The following is an 18,313-nucleotide window of genomic DNA, read 5'->3' on the forward strand; positions in this document are numbered from 1 at the left end:
TGGTAATTACTTATTAAAAAATTATTTTTGCGTTTATATACTGTTTTATTATCCCAATATGACGAATTATTTCTCTTCAGATTTTAAACTTGGTATCCTTGGTGGAGGACAACTTGGCAAAATGATGCTATATGAAACTCGCAAGTATGATATCTTTACTCATGTATTAGATCCTAGCTTTGAAGCTCCCAGTAGAATCTCTAGCAATTATTTTGAAAAAGGAGATCTAATGGATTTTGATACCGTTTATAATTTTGGTAAAAAAGTAGATGTTCTTACTATAGAGATTGAAAATGTGAATACCAAAGCGTTAGCAAAACTAGAAAAGGAAGGAAAAAAGGTATATCCAAGTGCTAAAACTCTGGAAAAAATCCAAAATAAAGGAACACAGAAGCAATTTTATGCAGATCATAACATTCCGACTTCCAATTTTATACGTTTTTCCAACAAAGCTCACCTGGCGGAAGGAATAACAAGTAATAAAGTAAAACTACCTTTTGTTTGGAAAAGCACTCAGGGAGGTTATGACGGTAAAGGTGTTTCTGTAATAAAATCCGGAACTGATCTAGTAAAATTACCGGACACAGAATGTATTGCAGAAGAATTAATCAATTTCAAAAATGAATTGGCGGTAATCGTTGTTCGTAACCCTAGCGGCGAAATCAAAACCTACCCTGTTGTAGAAATGGAATTTCACCCTGAAGCTAATCAGGTAGAATACGTAATTTGCCCTGCTAGAATTGATAATGAAATTGCTCAAAAAGCTATAGAGGTTGCTAAAAAGGTGTCTGAAGCTTTTGAACACGTAGGAGTATTAGCTGTAGAAATGTTTCATACCCAAGATGATGCAATTCTGGTAAATGAAGTAGCGCCAAGACCTCATAATAGCGGTCATTATAGTATTGAAGCCAGTTATACTAATCAATTCGAACAACATATCAGGGCTATATTAGATCTTCCGTTAGGAGTAACCGAAAGTAAAGTAAATGGAATTATGGTGAATCTAGTCGGAGAAGAAGGACATACTGGTGATGTTGTCTATAAAAACATAGAAAACATAATGAAAATGAAAGGTGTGACTCCTCATATTTATGGTAAAAAACAAACCAGGCCTTTTAGAAAGATGGGACATGTAACTATAGTTGACGAGGATATTACTGAAGCAAGAAAAATTGCTGAAAAAGTAAAAAACACCATTAAAGTGATTAGTAAATAGGTTTGAGGTTTGAGGTTTGAGGTTTGAGGTTTGAGGTTTGAGGTTTGAGGTTTGAGGTTTGAGGTTTGAGGTTTGAGGTTTGAGGTTTGAGAAAATATTCTATTTATTTTCTAACTCAAATAAACTCAACTTTATTTACAAATAAGTTAATAACAATAAGAAATAATAAATATATAATGAGTAAAGTAGGAATCATCATGGGCAGTACTAGTGATATGCCTGTCATGGAGAAAGCAATCGAAATATTACAAGGTTTTGATATCGAAGTAGAAGTAGATATTGTTTCTGCTCATCGTACTCCCGAAAAATTATTTGATTACAGCAAAAATGCTCATACCAGAGGAATCAATGTAATCATAGCTGGAGCTGGTGGAGCAGCCCATCTACCTGGAATGGTAGCTTCATTATCACCACTTCCTGTAATTGGTGTACCGGTAAAATCCAGGAATTCTATAGATGGATGGGATTCTGTTTTATCTATTTTGCAGATGCCTGGTGGCGTTCCTGTAGCAACTGTCGCTTTAGATGGTGCTTTAAATGCTGGAATATTAGCTGCTCAGATTATAGGAGCATCTGATAAATGCGTTCTGGATAAAGTTTTGGTTTATAAAGAAGGATTAAAACAAAAGGTTATTGAAGGGGCTAAGCAAATTAAAAAGTAAACTTTTCTTCAGAATCACCGACTCCATTTTGATCTAACAACATAGTAAACAAAAAAAGAGCCACTCCTCAGTGACTCTTTAATTTAGGCCTTACAATGAATATAACAATATTTATTAACCAACTTAAATATATTACACAAAAAAAATTTATTGCAAGACCATACTCTTAAAACCTGACACAAAGGTAAAACCTTACTTTAATTACACAAGAAAAGTAGCAAGAAATTTATCAACATTTTCGGTAAAAAGGAAAGTTTTTCGACGAAATACACATAATTAATTTTTTTTACTTGTTTTTTTGATGAAAAAACATACATAAAACCAATTCTCTATAAAAAAAGTAGACTTCTTTTTTATAAAAAATAGAAAACAAAAGAGCTACAATAATTGTAGCTCTTTCGATATATTTGATCCAGGCAAAGAATTTTATTGATATACATACCCCTTATAACAATAGTATAGTAATTCTTTAGCCAAAATCATTACTAATAAACCTAGTCAAATCTACCAGTATTAAAAAGATTTGAATCAAAACATAGATAATTTAAAGGGTGTTTTTTCGTTTAAAAGCACTCTTTTTCGATAAAGAACTTAAAATATTATTATCAAAATGAATAATCCGCTATTAGAGTCATTTGACTTGGCTCCTTTTTCAAAAATAAAATCAGAACATTTCTTACCGGCTATAAAGAATGGAATTACAGTCGCTAAAAAAGAAGTAGATATTATTGTAAACAATTCAGAAGCACCTACATTTTCTAACACTATCGAAGCCTTAGATTATAGTGGAGAATTATTAGATCGAGTAACTAGTGTATTTTTTAATCTAAACAGTGCCGAAACCAATGAAGAAATTCAGAAAATAGCTCAGGAAGCTTCTCCTCTACTTTCAGAATTCAGAAATGATATTGCGCTGAATATAAACCTCTTCAAAAGAATTGAAGCAGTTTATCAGCAAAGAGATGAACTAAATCTTAATGCCGAACAATACACCTTATTAGAAAAAAGATATAAGTCTTTTTCCAGAAATGGAGCAGACCTTCCTGACGATAAAAAAGAAAAACTTAGAGAAATCGATAAAGAGCTTTCTCAGCTAAGCCTCAAGTTCGGTGAAAATGTTTTGGCGGAGACCAATAAGTTCGAAATGTTGTTAACCGAAGAGTCTGACTTGGCTGGACTCCCGGATGGGGCTAAAGAAGCTGCCAAAGCTATGGCGGCAGCTAAAGAAAAAGAAGGCTGGCTTATTACGCTGGATTATCCAAGTTATATTCCGTTTATGACGTATGCTGATAATCGTGAGCTACGTAAAAAACTAGCATTGGCTTTTGGGTCAAAGGGTTTTCATAGCGATGATCTGGACAACCAGGATATTGTTTTAAAAATAGCAAACCTAAGACATGATCGTGCATTATTATTAGGGTATGCTTCACATGCAGACTACGTATTAGAAGAAAGAATGGCAGAGGCTCCAGCAAAAGTATTTTCTTTTCTGAATGAAATTCTGGAAAAAGCCAAACCTGCTGCAGAAAGAGAATTCAAGCAATTAGAATCATTTGCAAAAGATCTGGACGGCATCGATCAACTTCAGAAATGGGATGGTGCTTATTATTCTGAAAAGCTAAAGCAGAAGCTTTTTGACCTTGATGATGAGAAACTAAAACCATATTTTAAGCTAGAAAATGTAATCGATGGTGTTTTTACTGTAGCTTCCAAGTTATTTGGACTTCAGTTTGAAGAAACTAATGAAGTAGATACATATCACGAAGAAGTAAAAACGTATAACGTTACAGATCTACAGAATAATTTTATCGCTGTATTCTATGCTGATTTTCACCCAAGACCTGGCAAACGTAATGGGGCCTGGATGACATCTTATAAATCACAAATGAAAAAGGATGGTGATAATATTAGACCTCATATATCTATCGTTTGCAATTTTACAAAGCCTACCCCTAGTAAACCTTCTTTATTAACTTTTAATGAGGTTACTACCCTCTTTCACGAGTTTGGTCACGCTTTACACGGTATGCTAGCTAATACTACCTATCCCGGATTATCAGGAACTAGTGTATATTGGGATTTTGTTGAACTACCAAGTCAAGTATTAGAAAATTGGTGTTATGAAAAAGAAGCGTTGGAATTATTTGCTAAGCACTATGAGACCGGAGAAGTAATACCAATGGAACTAGTTCAAAAAATCAAGGATTCATCCACCTTTATGGAAGGAATGGCAACGCTGAGACAATTAAGTTTTGGGTTATTAGATATGTCGTGGCATTCAAAAGACCCTAGCGGTATCAAAAATGTAAAAGCACACGAAAAGAAAACTTTTGCAGAAACATCTTTATATCCTGACACTGAATCTACGTGTATGAGTACGGCATTTTCTCATATTTTTCAAGGAGGATATTCTTCCGGGTACTATTCCTATAAATGGGCAGAAGTATTGGATGCAGATGCTTTTGAATATTTTAAAGAAAATGGGATCTTTAATACAGAAGTTGCTGCTAAATTTAAAGACCACGTACTTTCTAAAGGAGGAACCGAAAATCCTATGACCTTATATAAACGTTTTAGAGGACAAGAACCTAAACCAGAAGCACTATTAAAGCGTGCAGGGTTAATAAAATAATATTGCCAAGACAATATAAAAAGGCGCTTCAATATAAACTGAAGCGCCTTTGTTATTTTAATTACTTTTTATTGAATTATTAATTTTTGAGTTACGGTTTTTTCTCCTTCGGTTTCAATCTTCACGAGGTACATACCTGTTTTTAATGATAGTTGCTCAGCAGATAACGTATTGACTCCTGATTGCAACAAAATCTCCGAGGCCCTTTTTCCTAAAATTGTAAAGAAAGTAGCTTTAATATTTTCGGTGCTCTCACCTTTTACATATAACTCAAAATTATTCTTTGCAGGGTTAGGTGTAATTGTTATTGCAGATAAAACACCTTCGTCTTCATCTCCTAATTTTGGAATTTCGGATAGCAGATTTACTGTCGATGCTGATCTCCCACAAGAACCTTCGTAGACCTTCACATTAGAGAATGTAGAATTATTGCCGTTTCCGGCATCATTATCATTAATAAACACCAATCGATCCATATTTCCGGTATAGAAGTTACCTAAAGGAATAACATACGATTTTGTACCACTAGAATAATTATCATAGTTGGTCAAACCATAGTTTTGACTACCATGAACTTTAAAATATCTATTTGCGGTTAAGGTATTATCGTTTTCAAAACCTATACCATGGATTTCTCCCTGAGCGCTACTAGTAAAGTCAAAGGCAACAACAGTAGATGTTGTTACATTATAATTAAGAGCGATCGATTTCCAGGTATTATTTTGTAATGATAATTCTGACCCATCACTGTTGACTGAATAATTACCGGCATTATCCTGATTAGAAAAAGAAGAAACTGTATAATCATTAAAATTTAATGACACACACGGATCAGGGTCCGGATCGGTTGTAGACTCTCCTATCATCAAGTCATCGATAGCAATATCTCCTTGCCAACCATTACCTGTTACAACTCTAAATCTAAATTGCACACGCTCTCCTATATAAGAAGTAATATCAATATTAGCAGTATTCCAATCGCTTCCTTGTGATCTTGTTTTTTCAAAAATTGTTACCCAACTTATTCCACCATCAGCTTTGGCATCTACAAAAAGACTACCCACGGCATCTCCCTGCATATGATACTTAAAACCTAAATTAGCTGTAGACAAACTATTAAGATCAAAACAAGGCGAAGTTAATATTGCTCTTTTATTAGGATATCCTGTTCCATTACCGGAAGCCTCTACATAAAGATATGAAGAACCTTCTGCTGCAATTCCTGGCCCTGTTCCATTAGAGGGTGTCCCATTAGCATCGATTGTCCAATTTGTATCATCTTGTGTAGATTGAGTCCAGCTACCAATAGAGCCTTCAAAACCTAATTTATAAGGAAAATTACTTATCGTATCTATACAAAAATCTCCACCAGGACCACCTGTAACTCCATTAGAAATTTCAATTAAATACTCCAAAGCCAACTTTGCAAATTTTGCAGCATGCGTAGCATTTGGTGTCGGAGATCTATCAAAAGTATCTCTAGTCGTATGGATATTGGGGTTACTTTGATTAAAAGTCGCTTCAAAAGGAAAAGTTACATCATACCCCTGCTGTGCCCAACTATAGTGATCAGAACAACCATAGTTACACTGAGAAGTTCCATAAGTAATTCTATGTGTACCCGATGCATTATAATAATTCATCAATTCGATTAAGAAATCATTTAAGGTATCATCATTATAAGAATCAGTAGATATATACACATCATTGGTTGATCCTTTATAATTCGTCATATCCAGTTGCATATAACTCACCACGTTTACATTACGTCTTTTATAGTCTTCTGCTATCTCTTTAGAACCTCTGAGTCCTACCTCTTCTGCTGCAAATGCCATAAACTCTACTGTTCTTTTAGGTTTAAAATTCATTTCGAACAGCACTCTGGCAGCTTCAGTAATGGTAGAAATACCTGAAGCATTATCATCTGCTCCCGGTGCATTATTACTATTACCACCTCTTGCCGTAGAATCAATATGACCACCGATAATTACGAATTCGTCTGGTTTTTCTGTCCCGGTAATGGTCATAACCACAGAAGGCATATCGGTACTGTTATGATTAACTATTCTTACGGACACATCGCTACGTCCGTTAGACAGACCTTCCCATTTGGTTTTAAGATCCAAAACCGATTGTCTTGCACTATTAGTAGTATGATAACGAGAACCATAATCTTCTAATTCCTGAATTTGTCTGGCGATATTTAAGTTATTTACCAAATCCAGGCTTTGTCTCACCAGTACATCCTGAGTAATAGAAAAAGTGGCTCTTTGCTTTTTTACAGACCTCTTATTGATATTCTGTATTGAAGAAAGTGCATTCTTTTCAGAGCTCTCATAAATAAATCCGGGTCCATGAACCAATACTTTATGATGTAACTCATGTGCTGCATCTTTGGTAAGCATCACGGCACTGTAACCATTTTGAGAATCCAGAATTTTAATCTCCTTAGGGTGATCTTTTTTCAATCCTAATGCATCTTTTGTTTGCATAGTAGCATAAAACATACCGGATTGTTTTTGTGAATAGCCTATGATCGTGCATAGGCATAGAAAAGCCATTGAAATAATTAATTTTAATTTTTTCATTATTATTTGAGTTTGTGTTAGATCTCAAACTACGGAAAATTAACATGTTAGAAAAACGGCAAAACCACAAAACATGAACTGCTTAAACGCTTCGTAAAACAAAAATCTAAAAATAATTAATTTTCAATATTTTTTGAAAGTTTGATATTTTTCATATATTTGTAACCAGAAACAAAATTATTAATCAGCATCATGAATTACGAAGAAGCAAAAGAAAAGTTTATATCTACCTGGGGAGCTCTTGGAACGCTCTGGGGTATCAATAAAGCTATGGCACAGATTCATGCTTTATTATGGATCTCTCCAGAACCACTTTCTATGGAGGATATTATGGAAGAATTACAAATCTCCAGAGGAAACACCAGTATGAACTTACGTCAATTAATGGATTGGGGCATCGTTTTTAAAGAAAATAAAATGGGAGAACGCAAGGAATATTTTGTTTCTGAAAAAGATGTACAGGAACTAGCAAGACAGATAGCAAAAGAAAGAAGTCGAAGAGAAATCAGACCTGTTATAAAAGTTCTAAAAGACGTATCTAGTATTGAAGATGACAATACGGCTAAGACAAAAGAGTTGATAAAACAAACCAAAGCATTACATGAGCTTGCCGATACCGCAGACACTATGATGAATAAAATGGTGAATCAAGAGCATAACTGGATTACTAAAACCTTACTAAAAATAGTGAAGTAAACTAATCCGCACACAAGAAGAACCAAGGAGTTAGCTCCTTTTCTTTTTTATAATATATTTCAAAAATTACTGAAACTTTAAAATAATAGAAATATGAAAACGATACACAACATAAACAAATGGAGTTTTATCATCACCCTTTTACTTTACTTAACGATTTATTTTGGATTGTTAGCTCAGATACTCTTAGGTAGTGTTCAAATCATACTTGTTTTGATCCTATTGTACTATTGGAAAGATTTTCAAACAAAACAAAAACAACATCTTGCAATTTATGTTGGTATTGTAATTTTTTATGGACTATTATTCTTAACAAACGTTCTAAAATCCTACTTTCTGATTTTCTTCATCACTGTTGTCCCTATGTCAATTGCAGGTTACTTCGTATACATCACATACCTCATTAGTATATCAGAAATCATAACGAATACCCTAGAAATCAAAAACATATAGCTATGAGTACACTATCACTATTACATAAACTAAAGCTAAAAAAATCTACAACTAAAGAAAAAATCATCCAATTCTATGATGAGGCTACAGAAGATTATGAGTTTTGGAGCAAGGATTTGAATATGCATTTTGGGTATTACATTCCTTTTAAAACTAATCTTTTTAAGAGAGATTCTATGCTTAATGAGATGAATCAACAGGTTTTTAATCGTTTAGATATGCCAAAAAGAAATTCATTAGTAGCTGACCTGGGTTGTGGGATGGGCGGAACCATAAAATACGGATTAAGAAAATATCCTTTAACCAATATTATTGGCGTTACACTATCCTCTTTTCAGGTTAGAGAGGGTAATAAAAGACTTCAAGACATCAACGGATTGATTCTGGAAGAAAACTACAATCATACTTCTTTTCAGCCCAATAGTGTTGATGGGGCGTATGCGATGGAAAGTCTTTGTCATTCAGGACATAGTGAACAATCATTATGCGAGGCCCACCGAATTCTCAAGCCCGGTTCCAGACTGGTGATCACCGATGCTTTTCTTAAAAAAAATGCTGACGAATTATGTATCGGAAGTAATTATTGCTATGAACAATTATGTAAAGGATGGAGCTTAGAAGGATTAGGAAGTATAGAAGATGTAAAAACATCTTTAACACAGATCGGATTTAGAAAAGTAACTATCGAAGATATATCTTTTAGAGTTGCTCCTTCGGTATTACACGTCCCTTTTGCTATTACAGGATTTATCCTCAAAAAGCTCTTTAGAAAGGAAACGCTAAAAGCTCAAAGCTGGAAAAACCTTAAAGGATCATTATTCGCATTGCTTTCGGGTTTACACATGCACAATTTTGGGTACTATATAATAACCGCTGAAAAATAAAAATGAATACCGACTCACGAACATATAGGCTAGTTTATATTCTTATCGCTACGATCATATCTAGTATTGTATTGTTTTATTTTGCCAAAGCAATACCAGAACTGATCCCTAATGATAATATGATCAAAGAAGTCTTTATGTGTTCTGGTCAAATCTTTTGGCAAGATACTATCCTAATGTTATGCATCAAGAAAAAGATGATCATATATCTATATCAAATGATTACAGTTTCTTTATTAGGGTCATTATTATTAATCCCATTACTCATAATACACCAACAACTGGATATTAGTTTAAAGATAAGAATTGGAGGGTTTTTGGCGATAGTTCTTGGTATGATCATAGATCATTTCAGAAGAGTTAAAAAATTGACGCTTCCCTCCTACCTTACTATAACCTGGATATTGTATAGAGCCCTTTGGTTACCAATTTTATTATTTTAATTTCACAAACTATGAAAAAATTAATTATAGCAGCAGGAACCGGTTTTTTAGGAAATGTACTAATTGATCACTTCAAAGATAAAGTCGAAACCATAGTCATTTTAACCCGCGGAAAACATACTTCTAAAGAAAATGTACGATATGTCCATTGGGATGCTAAAACCCATGGAGATTGGAACAAAGAACTTGAGGGAGCAGATGTACTTATCAATATGACTGGTAAATCTGTAGATTGTCGCTATCATCAAAAAAATAAAGATTTGATCTTATCCTCCAGGATAGCATCAACAGCTATTCTTGGCAAAGCCATTGAAGCATGTCACTATCCTCCAAAAACCTGGCTTAATTCTTCTACTGCTACTATTTACAGGCATTCTTTAGATAAAGAAATGAATGAAGATACGGGTGAGATCGGTAGCGGATTTTCAGTAAATGTGGCTACTGCCTGGGAAAAAGAATTCTTTAGCCACTCTACGCCAAATACTAGAAAAGTAGCGTTGCGTACCTCTATAGTGCTGGGCAAAAAAGGTGGCGCTTTACAACCTATCCTCAATCTGGTAAAAATTGGTTTTGATGGTAGACAAGGATCCGGAAATCAAAAATTCAGTTGGATCCACGAAAAAGACTTTGCCAGAAGTTTGGAATATCTCATACACACAACAAACTTAGATGGGCCCATCAATATTGTAGCGCCAAAACCTACAACCAATACTATATTAATGAAAACATTACAAAAAATAGTTCGTGTTCCTTTCGGAATCCCACTCCCCAAACCTCTCTTAGAGCTTGGTGCCCTCATTATCAAAACGGAGACCGAACTGATACTCAAAAGTAGAAATGTAGTCCCAAAGAAACTACAAGATCACGGTTTTCAATTCAGCTATCCTAATCTGAACACAGCACTAGAACACTTGATTTCTAAGTAAAAGTTGTTTTAGATTAAAAATCTATCCATCGCAATACTTGTGTAACAACTACAGCAATTGAACAAATTAACATGATACGTCTTGTTTTTAAATTAAATTTTTCTTTGGCTATCAAAGCGATAACCAAAACCACTAGAGCAATTGACAAAATGATATAAGATCCCATATAGTATACTTTATTAGTTAGTATAATTAACCCAAAAAATGTTACCCGAAGAACATATAACAATTTCTAAGATATGTCCTTAATTCAACTCCGTACACTCATTAAAGCACCTATAGAAGAAGTCTTTGACTTATCCAGAAATATTGATTTTCATATCAATTCTGCCAAACAAACTAAAGAAAAAGCAATTGCAGGAAGAACCTCAGGGCTCATAGGACTTCATGAAACAGTAACCTGGAGAGGAAAACACTTCGGGATATACCTAACACATCAAAGCAAGATCACTGACTTTGAGTACCCAAATCGTTTTACCGATGAGATGGTCAAGGGTCATTTTAGAAGCTTTAAACATCAACATATCTTTAAAGACTCTGAAACAGGAACAGAGATGATAGATATACTTGAATATAAAACTCCTTATGGTTTTTGGGGATATTTTTTTGACACGATGATGTTAAAAAGGCACCTTACTCAATTTCTCCAAAATCGCAATTCCTTCATAAAATCATCTTTAGAAAACAAAAAATGAAAATTTAAAAACAAATCAAGTAAGGTTTTAAGGAAAACCACTACTTATTATACATTAGTTAAAACGTATAGTAACATTCAACTTTTTATCCTATTTTTGGTGAGTACTACAATAGAAACCACTATGTCAACAAACACCATAGACCCCAATACATGGATAGATAAATACAGTGATTACTTATTTAACTATACTATTGTTAGAGTTGATGATAAAGAAATTGCACAAGATCTAGTTCAGGAAACGTTCTTTGCGGGCCTTAAATCGATGAAAAACTTTAAAGGCGAAGCTAGTGAGCGTACCTGGCTTATTTCTATCCTAAAAAGAAAAATTATTGATCATTACCGAAAAATTAATAGTAATAAAGGTAAAGCAGAGGTCAGAATAAATTATTCCGGTGATTCAGAAACAGAAGGTGATTGGTTAGAAGAACGCGTAGCGGATCCGTTTGATGGCAATGCAGAAAGTGAAATAGAAAACACAGAACTTGGGCTGGCGATACATAATTGTATGGGTAAATTACCAGAGAAACAAGCTCAAATTTTTAAGATGAAAACAATACAAGGGTTTGAAACAGAAGCTATTTGTAATGAATTTGATATAACTGCGTCTAACCTATGGGTAATTATCCATAGAGCACGTACAGCAATGGCTGAGTGTTTAGAAAAAAATTGGTTTTAAGAAAACATGAGTAAAGGAAAAGGACTATTTGTAAGTTGTTCAGAAGCTAATCACTTCTGCGACAAAAATCAATATAAGGAAGCTACTTTTTGGGAAAAAGTAAGGCTTAATATACACGTAATTTATTGTAGAGCGTGCAGAAAATATTCTGCCAATAACAATAAGCTTTCCAAATTAGTTAAAGACCCAAAAGTCGTGAGTATCAATCCTTCTGAAAAGAATGCGATGAAAGAACGACTAAAACAAAAAATGGCAGAGCAATAAACAGAAAGTTCTGCATCATAATTACATAATCCCCAAATAATACGTTGTCAGAAATTTGAAATGAAAACTACTAATAAGTTACTAGTATCGTGCGAAGAAGCGAAACACATCTGTGATAAAAATCAGTATGGCGAAGCTTCGATTACAGAAATTATAAAACTTAACATCAGATTGATGTACTGTAAGGTTACCCGAGCCTATTCTAAAAGAAATGTAAAACTTACCAAAACGATCAAGAAGTCTAATATCCAAACCTTTAGCGTTTCTGAAAAACAAGCTATGAAAAATAGGTTGCAAGAGGAATTAGCCAAATAAGTTTTGCATTAATATTACTATAAACAACCACATTATCGGTACGCTCTCTACCCAAAAAGAACAGTAGTATTCTGACTGTTTTTTTTCGGTTCCCCATAAGAAAAACAAACATATGGTGGTAATGGAAATTGTACTTAAAATTTCTACTGACGAAAGTTCTTGTTTGATTGCCGTAAGTAGCAAAAAAACAACTAATAAGATACTCCCAAAAACTTTGGTTCTGGTCACCCCAATTTTTTGAGGCAGGGTTTCTAAAGATATATCGTCGTGATGCATGTCTCTTATTTCAAACGGTAACATCAACACCACAATAAATATAAAGCGCTGGATAATTTCTATTAAGAAATTAAAACTTAGATCTGCTTCTGCATATATCATGGGAACCAGTACTGTAGTTCCCGCCCAGACCAAAGCAATTACAAAAATCTTAACCCCAGCGACACTTCTTAAGTTCTTTTTATTCGGAAAAACAGGGATCGCATATAATACCGTAAGTGCAAGAAAAGGACTGACATACATTAGTGTTTTATAAGAGAGCTGATATCCAAAATATAATAAAAGTACTCCAGAAGCAATGGTCAGAAAACGAATACTTTTCATCGATCTGGTCAGCCTAATGTGATATAACTTCGCAACTTTTGAATATTTTACAAAATTATATCCTATGATGGAGCAGAAAAAACTAAACCATAATAGTGCATACCCCTCAGGAATCCCAAACTTAATAAACGTGATTTTCACCAATGCACATATGGCTAGAGCCACATGAATACTACTATTGATATAAAATCTAAAGATACTTTTTAAGGTTTTCACGTGTTAAATTTAGGGTTATCTGTTAATAACACCCGAAATTGGTTAAAAACTTGCTAGGTCTAGGTTAATTTATTGTGAAATTTTTAGGGATTTAATATGTATTTTTGCGCTTTCAATTCTCAACTCTTTTTTGCTATGCAAACTGACTCATTCAAACTGCGCCATATAGGTCCATCAAAAAAGGATCTAGGCAGTATGCTCAATACTATAAAAGTTGATTCTGTAGATCAACTTATTTACGAAACTGTTCCGGATGATATTTTATTAAAAAAGCCTTTAAATCTTGATAAAGCGCTAAGCGAACAGGAATATGCAGCTCATATGCATAAATTATCTGCCGAGAACAAAGTTTTTAAATCCTATATCGGATTAGGATACCACGAAGCTTGTTTACCAGCTGTAATACAACGTAACATATTAGAAAATCCAGGTTGGTATACCGCCTATACACCATATCAGGCAGAAATTGCACAAGGTAGATTAGAAGCCTTGCTAAATTACCAAACTATGATCTGTGACCTTACAGGTATGGAACTGGCCAATGCATCCTTATTGGATGAAAGTACCGCTGCAGCAGAAGCTATGACCATGTTATTTGCAGTACGTTCCAGAGATCAGAAAAAAAGGGGGGTTAGCAAATTCTTCATTTCAGAAGAAATACTTCCTCAAACCCTATCACTACTAAAAACCAGAGCAATTCCGCTGGATATTGAACTGGTGATTGGCGACCACCGGGAATTTGATTTTTCTACCGAATTCTATGGAGCTATTTTACAATATCCAGGAAAATCAGGACAGGTATATGATTATGCAGATTTTGTTGCCAATGCGCATCAGGCAGAAATCAAAGTAGCCGTAGCTGCAGATATCTTAAGCTTGGTATCGCTGAAGTCACCTGGAAGCTTTGACGCAGATGTAGTTGTAGGTACAACACAACGTTTTGGTATTCCATTAGGATATGGAGGGCCACACGCAGCTTTTTTTGCAACTCGCGAAGAATACAAAAGAAATATACCCGGAAGAATTATTGGGGTTACTCAGGATATGAATGGCAACCGTGCGTTACGTATGGCTCTGCAGACCAGAGAACAACATATCAAACGTGATAAAGCAACATCTAATATCTGCACAGCTCAGGTATTACTAGCTGTTATGGCCGGAATGTACGCCGTATATCACGGATCAGAAGGATTGCAATATATTGCAAACAAAGTACATAGTGCTACATCAACATTAAGTAATACGCTACAACAGTTAGGTTTCGAACAAGATAATAGCACTTATTTTGATACTATTAGCATTAAGGCAAATGCTGCCAAAGTAAAAGAAATAGCAGAAGCTCACGAAGTAAATTTCTATTATCCGAATACTGAAACCGTTTCTATTGCTCTTAATGAAGCTACTACTCTAGAAGATATAAATACGATTGTAACTATTTTTGCAAAAGCTATTGAAAAAGAAACTATTGCAATTAAAGAGATAAGCAATGCAACTGTAATTGATCAACAGCTAAAGCGTAATACACCATTCTTAACCAATGAAGTATTTAATACCTACCATTCTGAAACAGAATTGATGCGTTATATCAAGAAGTTGGAAAGAAAAGATTTATCACTAAATCATTCTATGATTCCGCTGGGATCTTGTACAATGAAGCTTAATGCCGCTTCAGAAATGTTACCACTTAGTGATCCACAATGGGGTAATATTCACCCTTTTGTACCAATAGAGCAAGCAAAGGGATACCAGGAAGTACTTAAAAAACTAGAAGATCAACTTACAGAAATTACCGGTTTTGCCGCAACATCATTACAACCTAATTCTGGGGCGCAAGGAGAATTTGCAGGACTCATGGTGATCCGTGCTTATCACGAATCCAGAGGAGATCATCATCGTAATATATGTCTTATTCCATCTTCTGCTCATGGTACCAATCCAGCTTCGGCGGTGATGGCCGGTATGAAGGTAGTAGTGACTAAAGCTACAGAAGAAGGAAATATTGATGTAGAAGACCTAAGAGAAAAAGCATTAAAGCATAAAGATAATTTAGCCGCTTTGATGGTGACCTACCCTTCGACTCACGGAGTGTATGAATCTGCTATTAAAGAAATTACTACAATTATCCACGACCATGGCGGTCAGGTATATATGGATGGTGCCAATATGAATGCCCAGGTAGGATTAACCAATCCCGGAGCCATTGGTGCAGATGTATGTCACCTCAACCTTCATAAAACCTTTGCCATCCCACACGGTGGTGGTGGACCTGGAGTTGGACCGATCTGTGTAGCATCACAACTGGTTCCTTTTCTTCCGAGTAATCCAATCATTACAACCGGAGGAGATCAGGCAATTACTGCTATTTCCGCAGCACCTTGGGGATCAGCCCTGGCTTGTCTGATATCATATGGATATATCAAGATGCTAGGCACCAAAGGACTTAAAGAATCCACAGAGTATGCTATTCTGAATGCTAATTATATCAAAGAACGATTAGCAGGACATTATGATACTTTATACTCCGGTGAACGCGGTCGTGCGGCTCACGAAATGATTATTGATTGTCGACCATTTAAAGCTCACGGAATCGAAGTAACCGATATTGCAAAACGATTAATGGACTACGGTTTCCATGCGCCTACAGTTTCTTTCCCTGTAGCAGGAACGATTATGATAGAACCTACAGAGAGTGAAAGCAAAGCAGAATTAGATCGTTTCTGTGATGCTTTGATTTCTATCCGTCAGGAAATTGCAGAAGCCAGTGCGGACAATCCTAACAATGTGATGAAGAATGCACCGCATACTTTAGCTATGCTCACTTCAGATTCTTGGGATTTCCCATACACAAGAGAACAAGCTGCTTATCCATTATCTTATATTGCAGAAAATAAATTCTGGCCATCGGTACGTCGTGTAGACGATGCTTATGGAGATAGAAACTTGATCTGTACTTGTGCTCCTATTGAGGAGTATATGGAAGAGGTATAAAATTAAATAACACTTATATAAAAGCCTGAAATTGATTCAATTTCAGGCTTTTTGTTTTACTTAAGGTTATACATGAGCAATGAAGTTGCAAACTTCGTCTTTATTTAGCAATTCTATATTGTTTGAAATTAATCGGTGGATACATGATCCATACAAATGAAGAGAATATCAGTAGATCCGTATAATTCGATGATTCAGAAACTTCGATGCTCAAAGACTCACCTCTCACCTTTACTCCCTAAAGCGTAATTTCTAAGTTTCCTGAATCCACATTTACATGACAACAATCAGTGCTCACAGTATAATTGCTACTGATCACTTCCTGATTATTGAGAAACCCATTAAATTGAATTTGTCGCTCTTGATTTACTCCCAGAGTTCCATCTTGTATTAATGGATACTTTCCGGATTGTTGTGCATTCAAAAGTTGATCCGGAGTCAATATAATGGTAAGATCATTTCCATTTTCTGTATCGATCACCTCAAAAGAATCTAAAGCCACAGGATTCTGGTTTTGATCTGTGATGGATACCGAAAATCGTATCAATACTAAGGTGCAGATTGCATTTTCACAATCTGAATTGGAATCATCATCATTGCAGGATATCTGGATAAGTGTAAAAAGGATAGATAATACTACTATAAATAATTTGCGTGAATTGATCATTGTTTTTATTTTATGATGCAAAAAAAGCAGATTAGTTGCTTCAAAACTCTGACCAACCTCAAATTATTGTAGTTATAGTAAGCTGTTTAGAATTTATTTAATTCACAGAAATCAATTTCACATCAAACAGTAATACAGAACCTGCAGGAATTGGTCCTATCGTTCTACCACCATATCCCAGGTGTGCTGGTATCAATAGTGTACCGCTACCACCTTCTTTAAAATAAGGAATCCCTTCTGTCCAACCTTGTATAACCTGTCGTAAACCAAAAGAAACACCATTGGCACTGCTTTCATCAAACACGGTACCATTGGTAAAATATCCTTTATACGCTACAGTAACATTATCATCTGCTGTGGGTTGAGCACCCGTTCCCGGCTCATCAATGATATAATATAATCCTGTATCACTTTTCTCAGCAATTAGATTATTATCTTCTAAATATTTTGTGATTTCCTGCTCATTTGCCTCGGTATAATCCCTCTCTACAAATGGCACATTATCCGTACTAGTATTACAGGAAACAAAAAGTATAATTACAAATGCAAATATCGTGTATTTCATACGTTCAAATTTTAGTAATTATTTAAAAATAAGTTAATTATAAAATTGAGAACGTATATAACCGCTACGCTCTCACATTAAAAATTTTAAACATTACCTTTTGTAAAGAAATTTTTAAAATTTATTAATGTTCGTTTTATATATCTATTTTTAAAAGAGGTCACAAAGCTAAAACTATCTTACTTCTTAAGAAATATTATTTTGAAAAATAAAGCCATAAGCTTTTTATGACAAAAGGGGAATACTTGACAGTACTAGTTAAATCCGAGCTATCAGGTTTATTTTTTCTCAACTAATTCTAAATATTTATCTTTTCCAATTGTTAAATAATATAGCGGATATAAAAATACGATTCCTGCAATTATTCCGAATATTAAGTTTTTAGTGAATATAAGAAGCCCTGCTAATAACATAAATGTAACCTTAACAATACCTTCATTTTTAAAACTACTGAGAGTCAATATTGTGATCTCATCATCTGTAATAGTTACATTTATTTTTTGACTACCGCACCAAGCAGATTTAGCATAAATTTCGTGTTGCCCATTTTCTATTTCATATTCTTTATCTTCTTTTTTTATGGTACCATAGTCTCTCTGGTTAATAAAAATCTTTGCTCCGGTTGAACTCTCAATTTTAATTTTTCCCATTTTTTAGTTCTGATTAATTTTGAATTATTGTATTGATATTCAGCTGTCTACTATCTTGTCAAATTTCCTAAAAACCTATTCAATTTTCATTCTTTTTAGTTTCGTTAGTAAAAGAAATTAATAGAGTCTCTTATGTGTGGAAAGTTTTACAACCTTTTAATATTTGTACCGTAGC

At 34.5% G+C, this 18,313-nt stretch carries 18 protein-coding genes; 13 read left to right on the plus strand and 5 right to left on the minus strand.

Annotated features, from left to right (window positions below):
• Positions 1-58: 58 nt before the first annotated feature.
• The 3 genes from J8M14_RS15585 (at position 59) to J8M14_RS15595 (ending at position 4,510) form a co-directional block, all read left to right on the plus strand.
• A complete protein-coding gene (locus J8M14_RS15585; protein WP_211075733.1) occupies positions 59-1,216 on the plus strand; it encodes a 5-(carboxyamino)imidazole ribonucleotide synthase in 1,158 nt (385 codons plus the stop codon).
• A gap of 176 nt (positions 1,217-1,392) precedes the next feature.
• On the plus strand, positions 1,393-1,878 hold the full coding sequence (gene purE, locus J8M14_RS15590) for a 5-(carboxyamino)imidazole ribonucleotide mutase (RefSeq protein WP_211075734.1): 486 nt from the start codon (positions 1,393-1,395) through the stop codon (positions 1,876-1,878).
• Between the two features lie 610 nt (positions 1,879-2,488).
• Complete coding sequence (locus tag J8M14_RS15595; RefSeq protein WP_211075735.1) at positions 2,489-4,510, plus strand: M3 family metallopeptidase; 2,022 nt, start codon at positions 2,489-2,491, stop codon at positions 4,508-4,510.
• A 68-nt stretch (positions 4,511-4,578) separates the two neighbouring features.
• Here the strand turns inward: J8M14_RS15595 and J8M14_RS15600 are convergent, their stop codons facing one another.
• Positions 4,579-7,098, minus strand: a complete 2,520-nt coding sequence (locus J8M14_RS15600) for a M20/M25/M40 family metallo-hydrolase (RefSeq protein WP_211075736.1) — start codon at positions 7,096-7,098, stop codon at positions 4,579-4,581.
• Between the two features lie 192 nt (positions 7,099-7,290).
• Here J8M14_RS15600 and J8M14_RS15605 point away from each other — a divergent pair, with 192 nt between their 5' ends.
• From J8M14_RS15605 to J8M14_RS15645, 9 genes are all read left to right on the plus strand, one after another.
• Positions 7,291-7,794: a MarR family transcriptional regulator gene (locus J8M14_RS15605; protein WP_211075737.1), complete on the plus strand. Its 504-nt coding sequence runs from the start codon at positions 7,291-7,293 to the stop codon at positions 7,792-7,794.
• A gap of 93 nt (positions 7,795-7,887) precedes the next feature.
• The gene (locus tag J8M14_RS15610; protein ID WP_211075738.1) at positions 7,888-8,247 is read left to right on the plus strand and encodes a hypothetical protein; all 360 of its coding nucleotides are present in this window, start codon (positions 7,888-7,890) and stop codon (positions 8,245-8,247) included.
• A 2-nt stretch (positions 8,248-8,249) separates the two neighbouring features.
• Positions 8,250-9,131, plus strand: a complete 882-nt coding sequence (locus J8M14_RS15615) for a methyltransferase domain-containing protein (protein ID WP_211075739.1) — start codon at positions 8,250-8,252, stop codon at positions 9,129-9,131.
• 2 nt (positions 9,132-9,133) lie between these two features.
• Entirely contained in the window at positions 9,134-9,574 is a 441-nt protein-coding gene (locus J8M14_RS15620) for a hypothetical protein (RefSeq protein WP_211075740.1), read from the plus strand.
• 11 nt (positions 9,575-9,585) lie between these two features.
• Positions 9,586-10,500 carry a TIGR01777 family oxidoreductase gene (locus J8M14_RS15625; protein WP_211075741.1) on the plus strand — a complete coding sequence of 305 codons (915 nt, stop codon included), beginning with the start codon at positions 9,586-9,588 and terminating at the stop codon, positions 10,498-10,500.
• A gap of 239 nt (positions 10,501-10,739) precedes the next feature.
• Positions 10,740-11,195: an SRPBCC family protein gene (locus tag J8M14_RS15630; RefSeq protein ID WP_211075742.1), complete on the plus strand. Its 456-nt coding sequence runs from the start codon at positions 10,740-10,742 to the stop codon at positions 11,193-11,195.
• A 123-nt stretch (positions 11,196-11,318) separates the two neighbouring features.
• The gene (locus J8M14_RS15635) at positions 11,319-11,873 is read left to right on the plus strand and encodes a sigma-70 family RNA polymerase sigma factor (RefSeq protein WP_211075743.1); all 555 of its coding nucleotides are present in this window, start codon (positions 11,319-11,321) and stop codon (positions 11,871-11,873) included.
• A 6-nt stretch (positions 11,874-11,879) separates the two neighbouring features.
• Positions 11,880-12,137 (plus strand): hypothetical protein, encoded by a 258-nt coding sequence (locus J8M14_RS15640; RefSeq protein WP_211075744.1) that lies wholly within the window; start codon positions 11,880-11,882, stop codon positions 12,135-12,137.
• A 60-nt stretch (positions 12,138-12,197) separates the two neighbouring features.
• Entirely contained in the window at positions 12,198-12,452 is a 255-nt protein-coding gene (locus J8M14_RS15645) for a hypothetical protein (RefSeq protein ID WP_211075745.1), read from the plus strand.
• Here the strand turns inward: J8M14_RS15645 and J8M14_RS15650 are convergent.
• Positions 12,441-13,268 carry a hypothetical protein gene (locus J8M14_RS15650; RefSeq protein WP_211075746.1) on the minus strand — a complete coding sequence of 276 codons (828 nt, stop codon included), beginning with the start codon at positions 13,266-13,268 and terminating at the stop codon, positions 12,441-12,443. The two genes, J8M14_RS15645 and J8M14_RS15650, sit on opposite strands and share 12 nt — an antisense overlap.
• A 135-nt stretch (positions 13,269-13,403) precedes the next feature.
• Between J8M14_RS15650 and gcvP the strand changes: the two genes are divergently transcribed.
• Positions 13,404-16,256 (plus strand): aminomethyl-transferring glycine dehydrogenase, encoded by a 2,853-nt coding sequence (gene gcvP, locus J8M14_RS15655; protein ID WP_211075747.1) that lies wholly within the window; start codon positions 13,404-13,406, stop codon positions 16,254-16,256.
• Positions 16,257-16,494: 238 nt separating this feature from the next.
• Here gcvP and J8M14_RS15660 read toward each other — a convergent pair whose 3' ends face one another.
• The 3 genes from J8M14_RS15660 to J8M14_RS15670 form a co-directional block, all read right to left on the minus strand.
• Complete coding sequence (locus tag J8M14_RS15660) at positions 16,495-16,923, minus strand: hypothetical protein (RefSeq protein ID WP_211075748.1); 429 nt, start codon at positions 16,921-16,923, stop codon at positions 16,495-16,497.
• Between the two features lie 97 nt (positions 16,924-17,020).
• Positions 17,021-17,488, minus strand: a complete 468-nt coding sequence (locus J8M14_RS15665; RefSeq protein ID WP_211075749.1) for an FKBP-type peptidyl-prolyl cis-trans isomerase — start codon at positions 17,486-17,488, stop codon at positions 17,021-17,023.
• Between the two features lie 278 nt (positions 17,489-17,766).
• Complete coding sequence (locus J8M14_RS15670; protein WP_211075750.1) at positions 17,767-18,138, minus strand: hypothetical protein; 372 nt, start codon at positions 18,136-18,138, stop codon at positions 17,767-17,769.
• Between the last annotated feature and the right edge of the window lie 175 nt (positions 18,139-18,313).

Source organism: Aquimarina sp. MMG016 (assembly GCF_018100805.1).
In the GTDB taxonomy this organism is placed as follows: domain Bacteria; phylum Bacteroidota; class Bacteroidia; order Flavobacteriales; family Flavobacteriaceae; genus Aquimarina.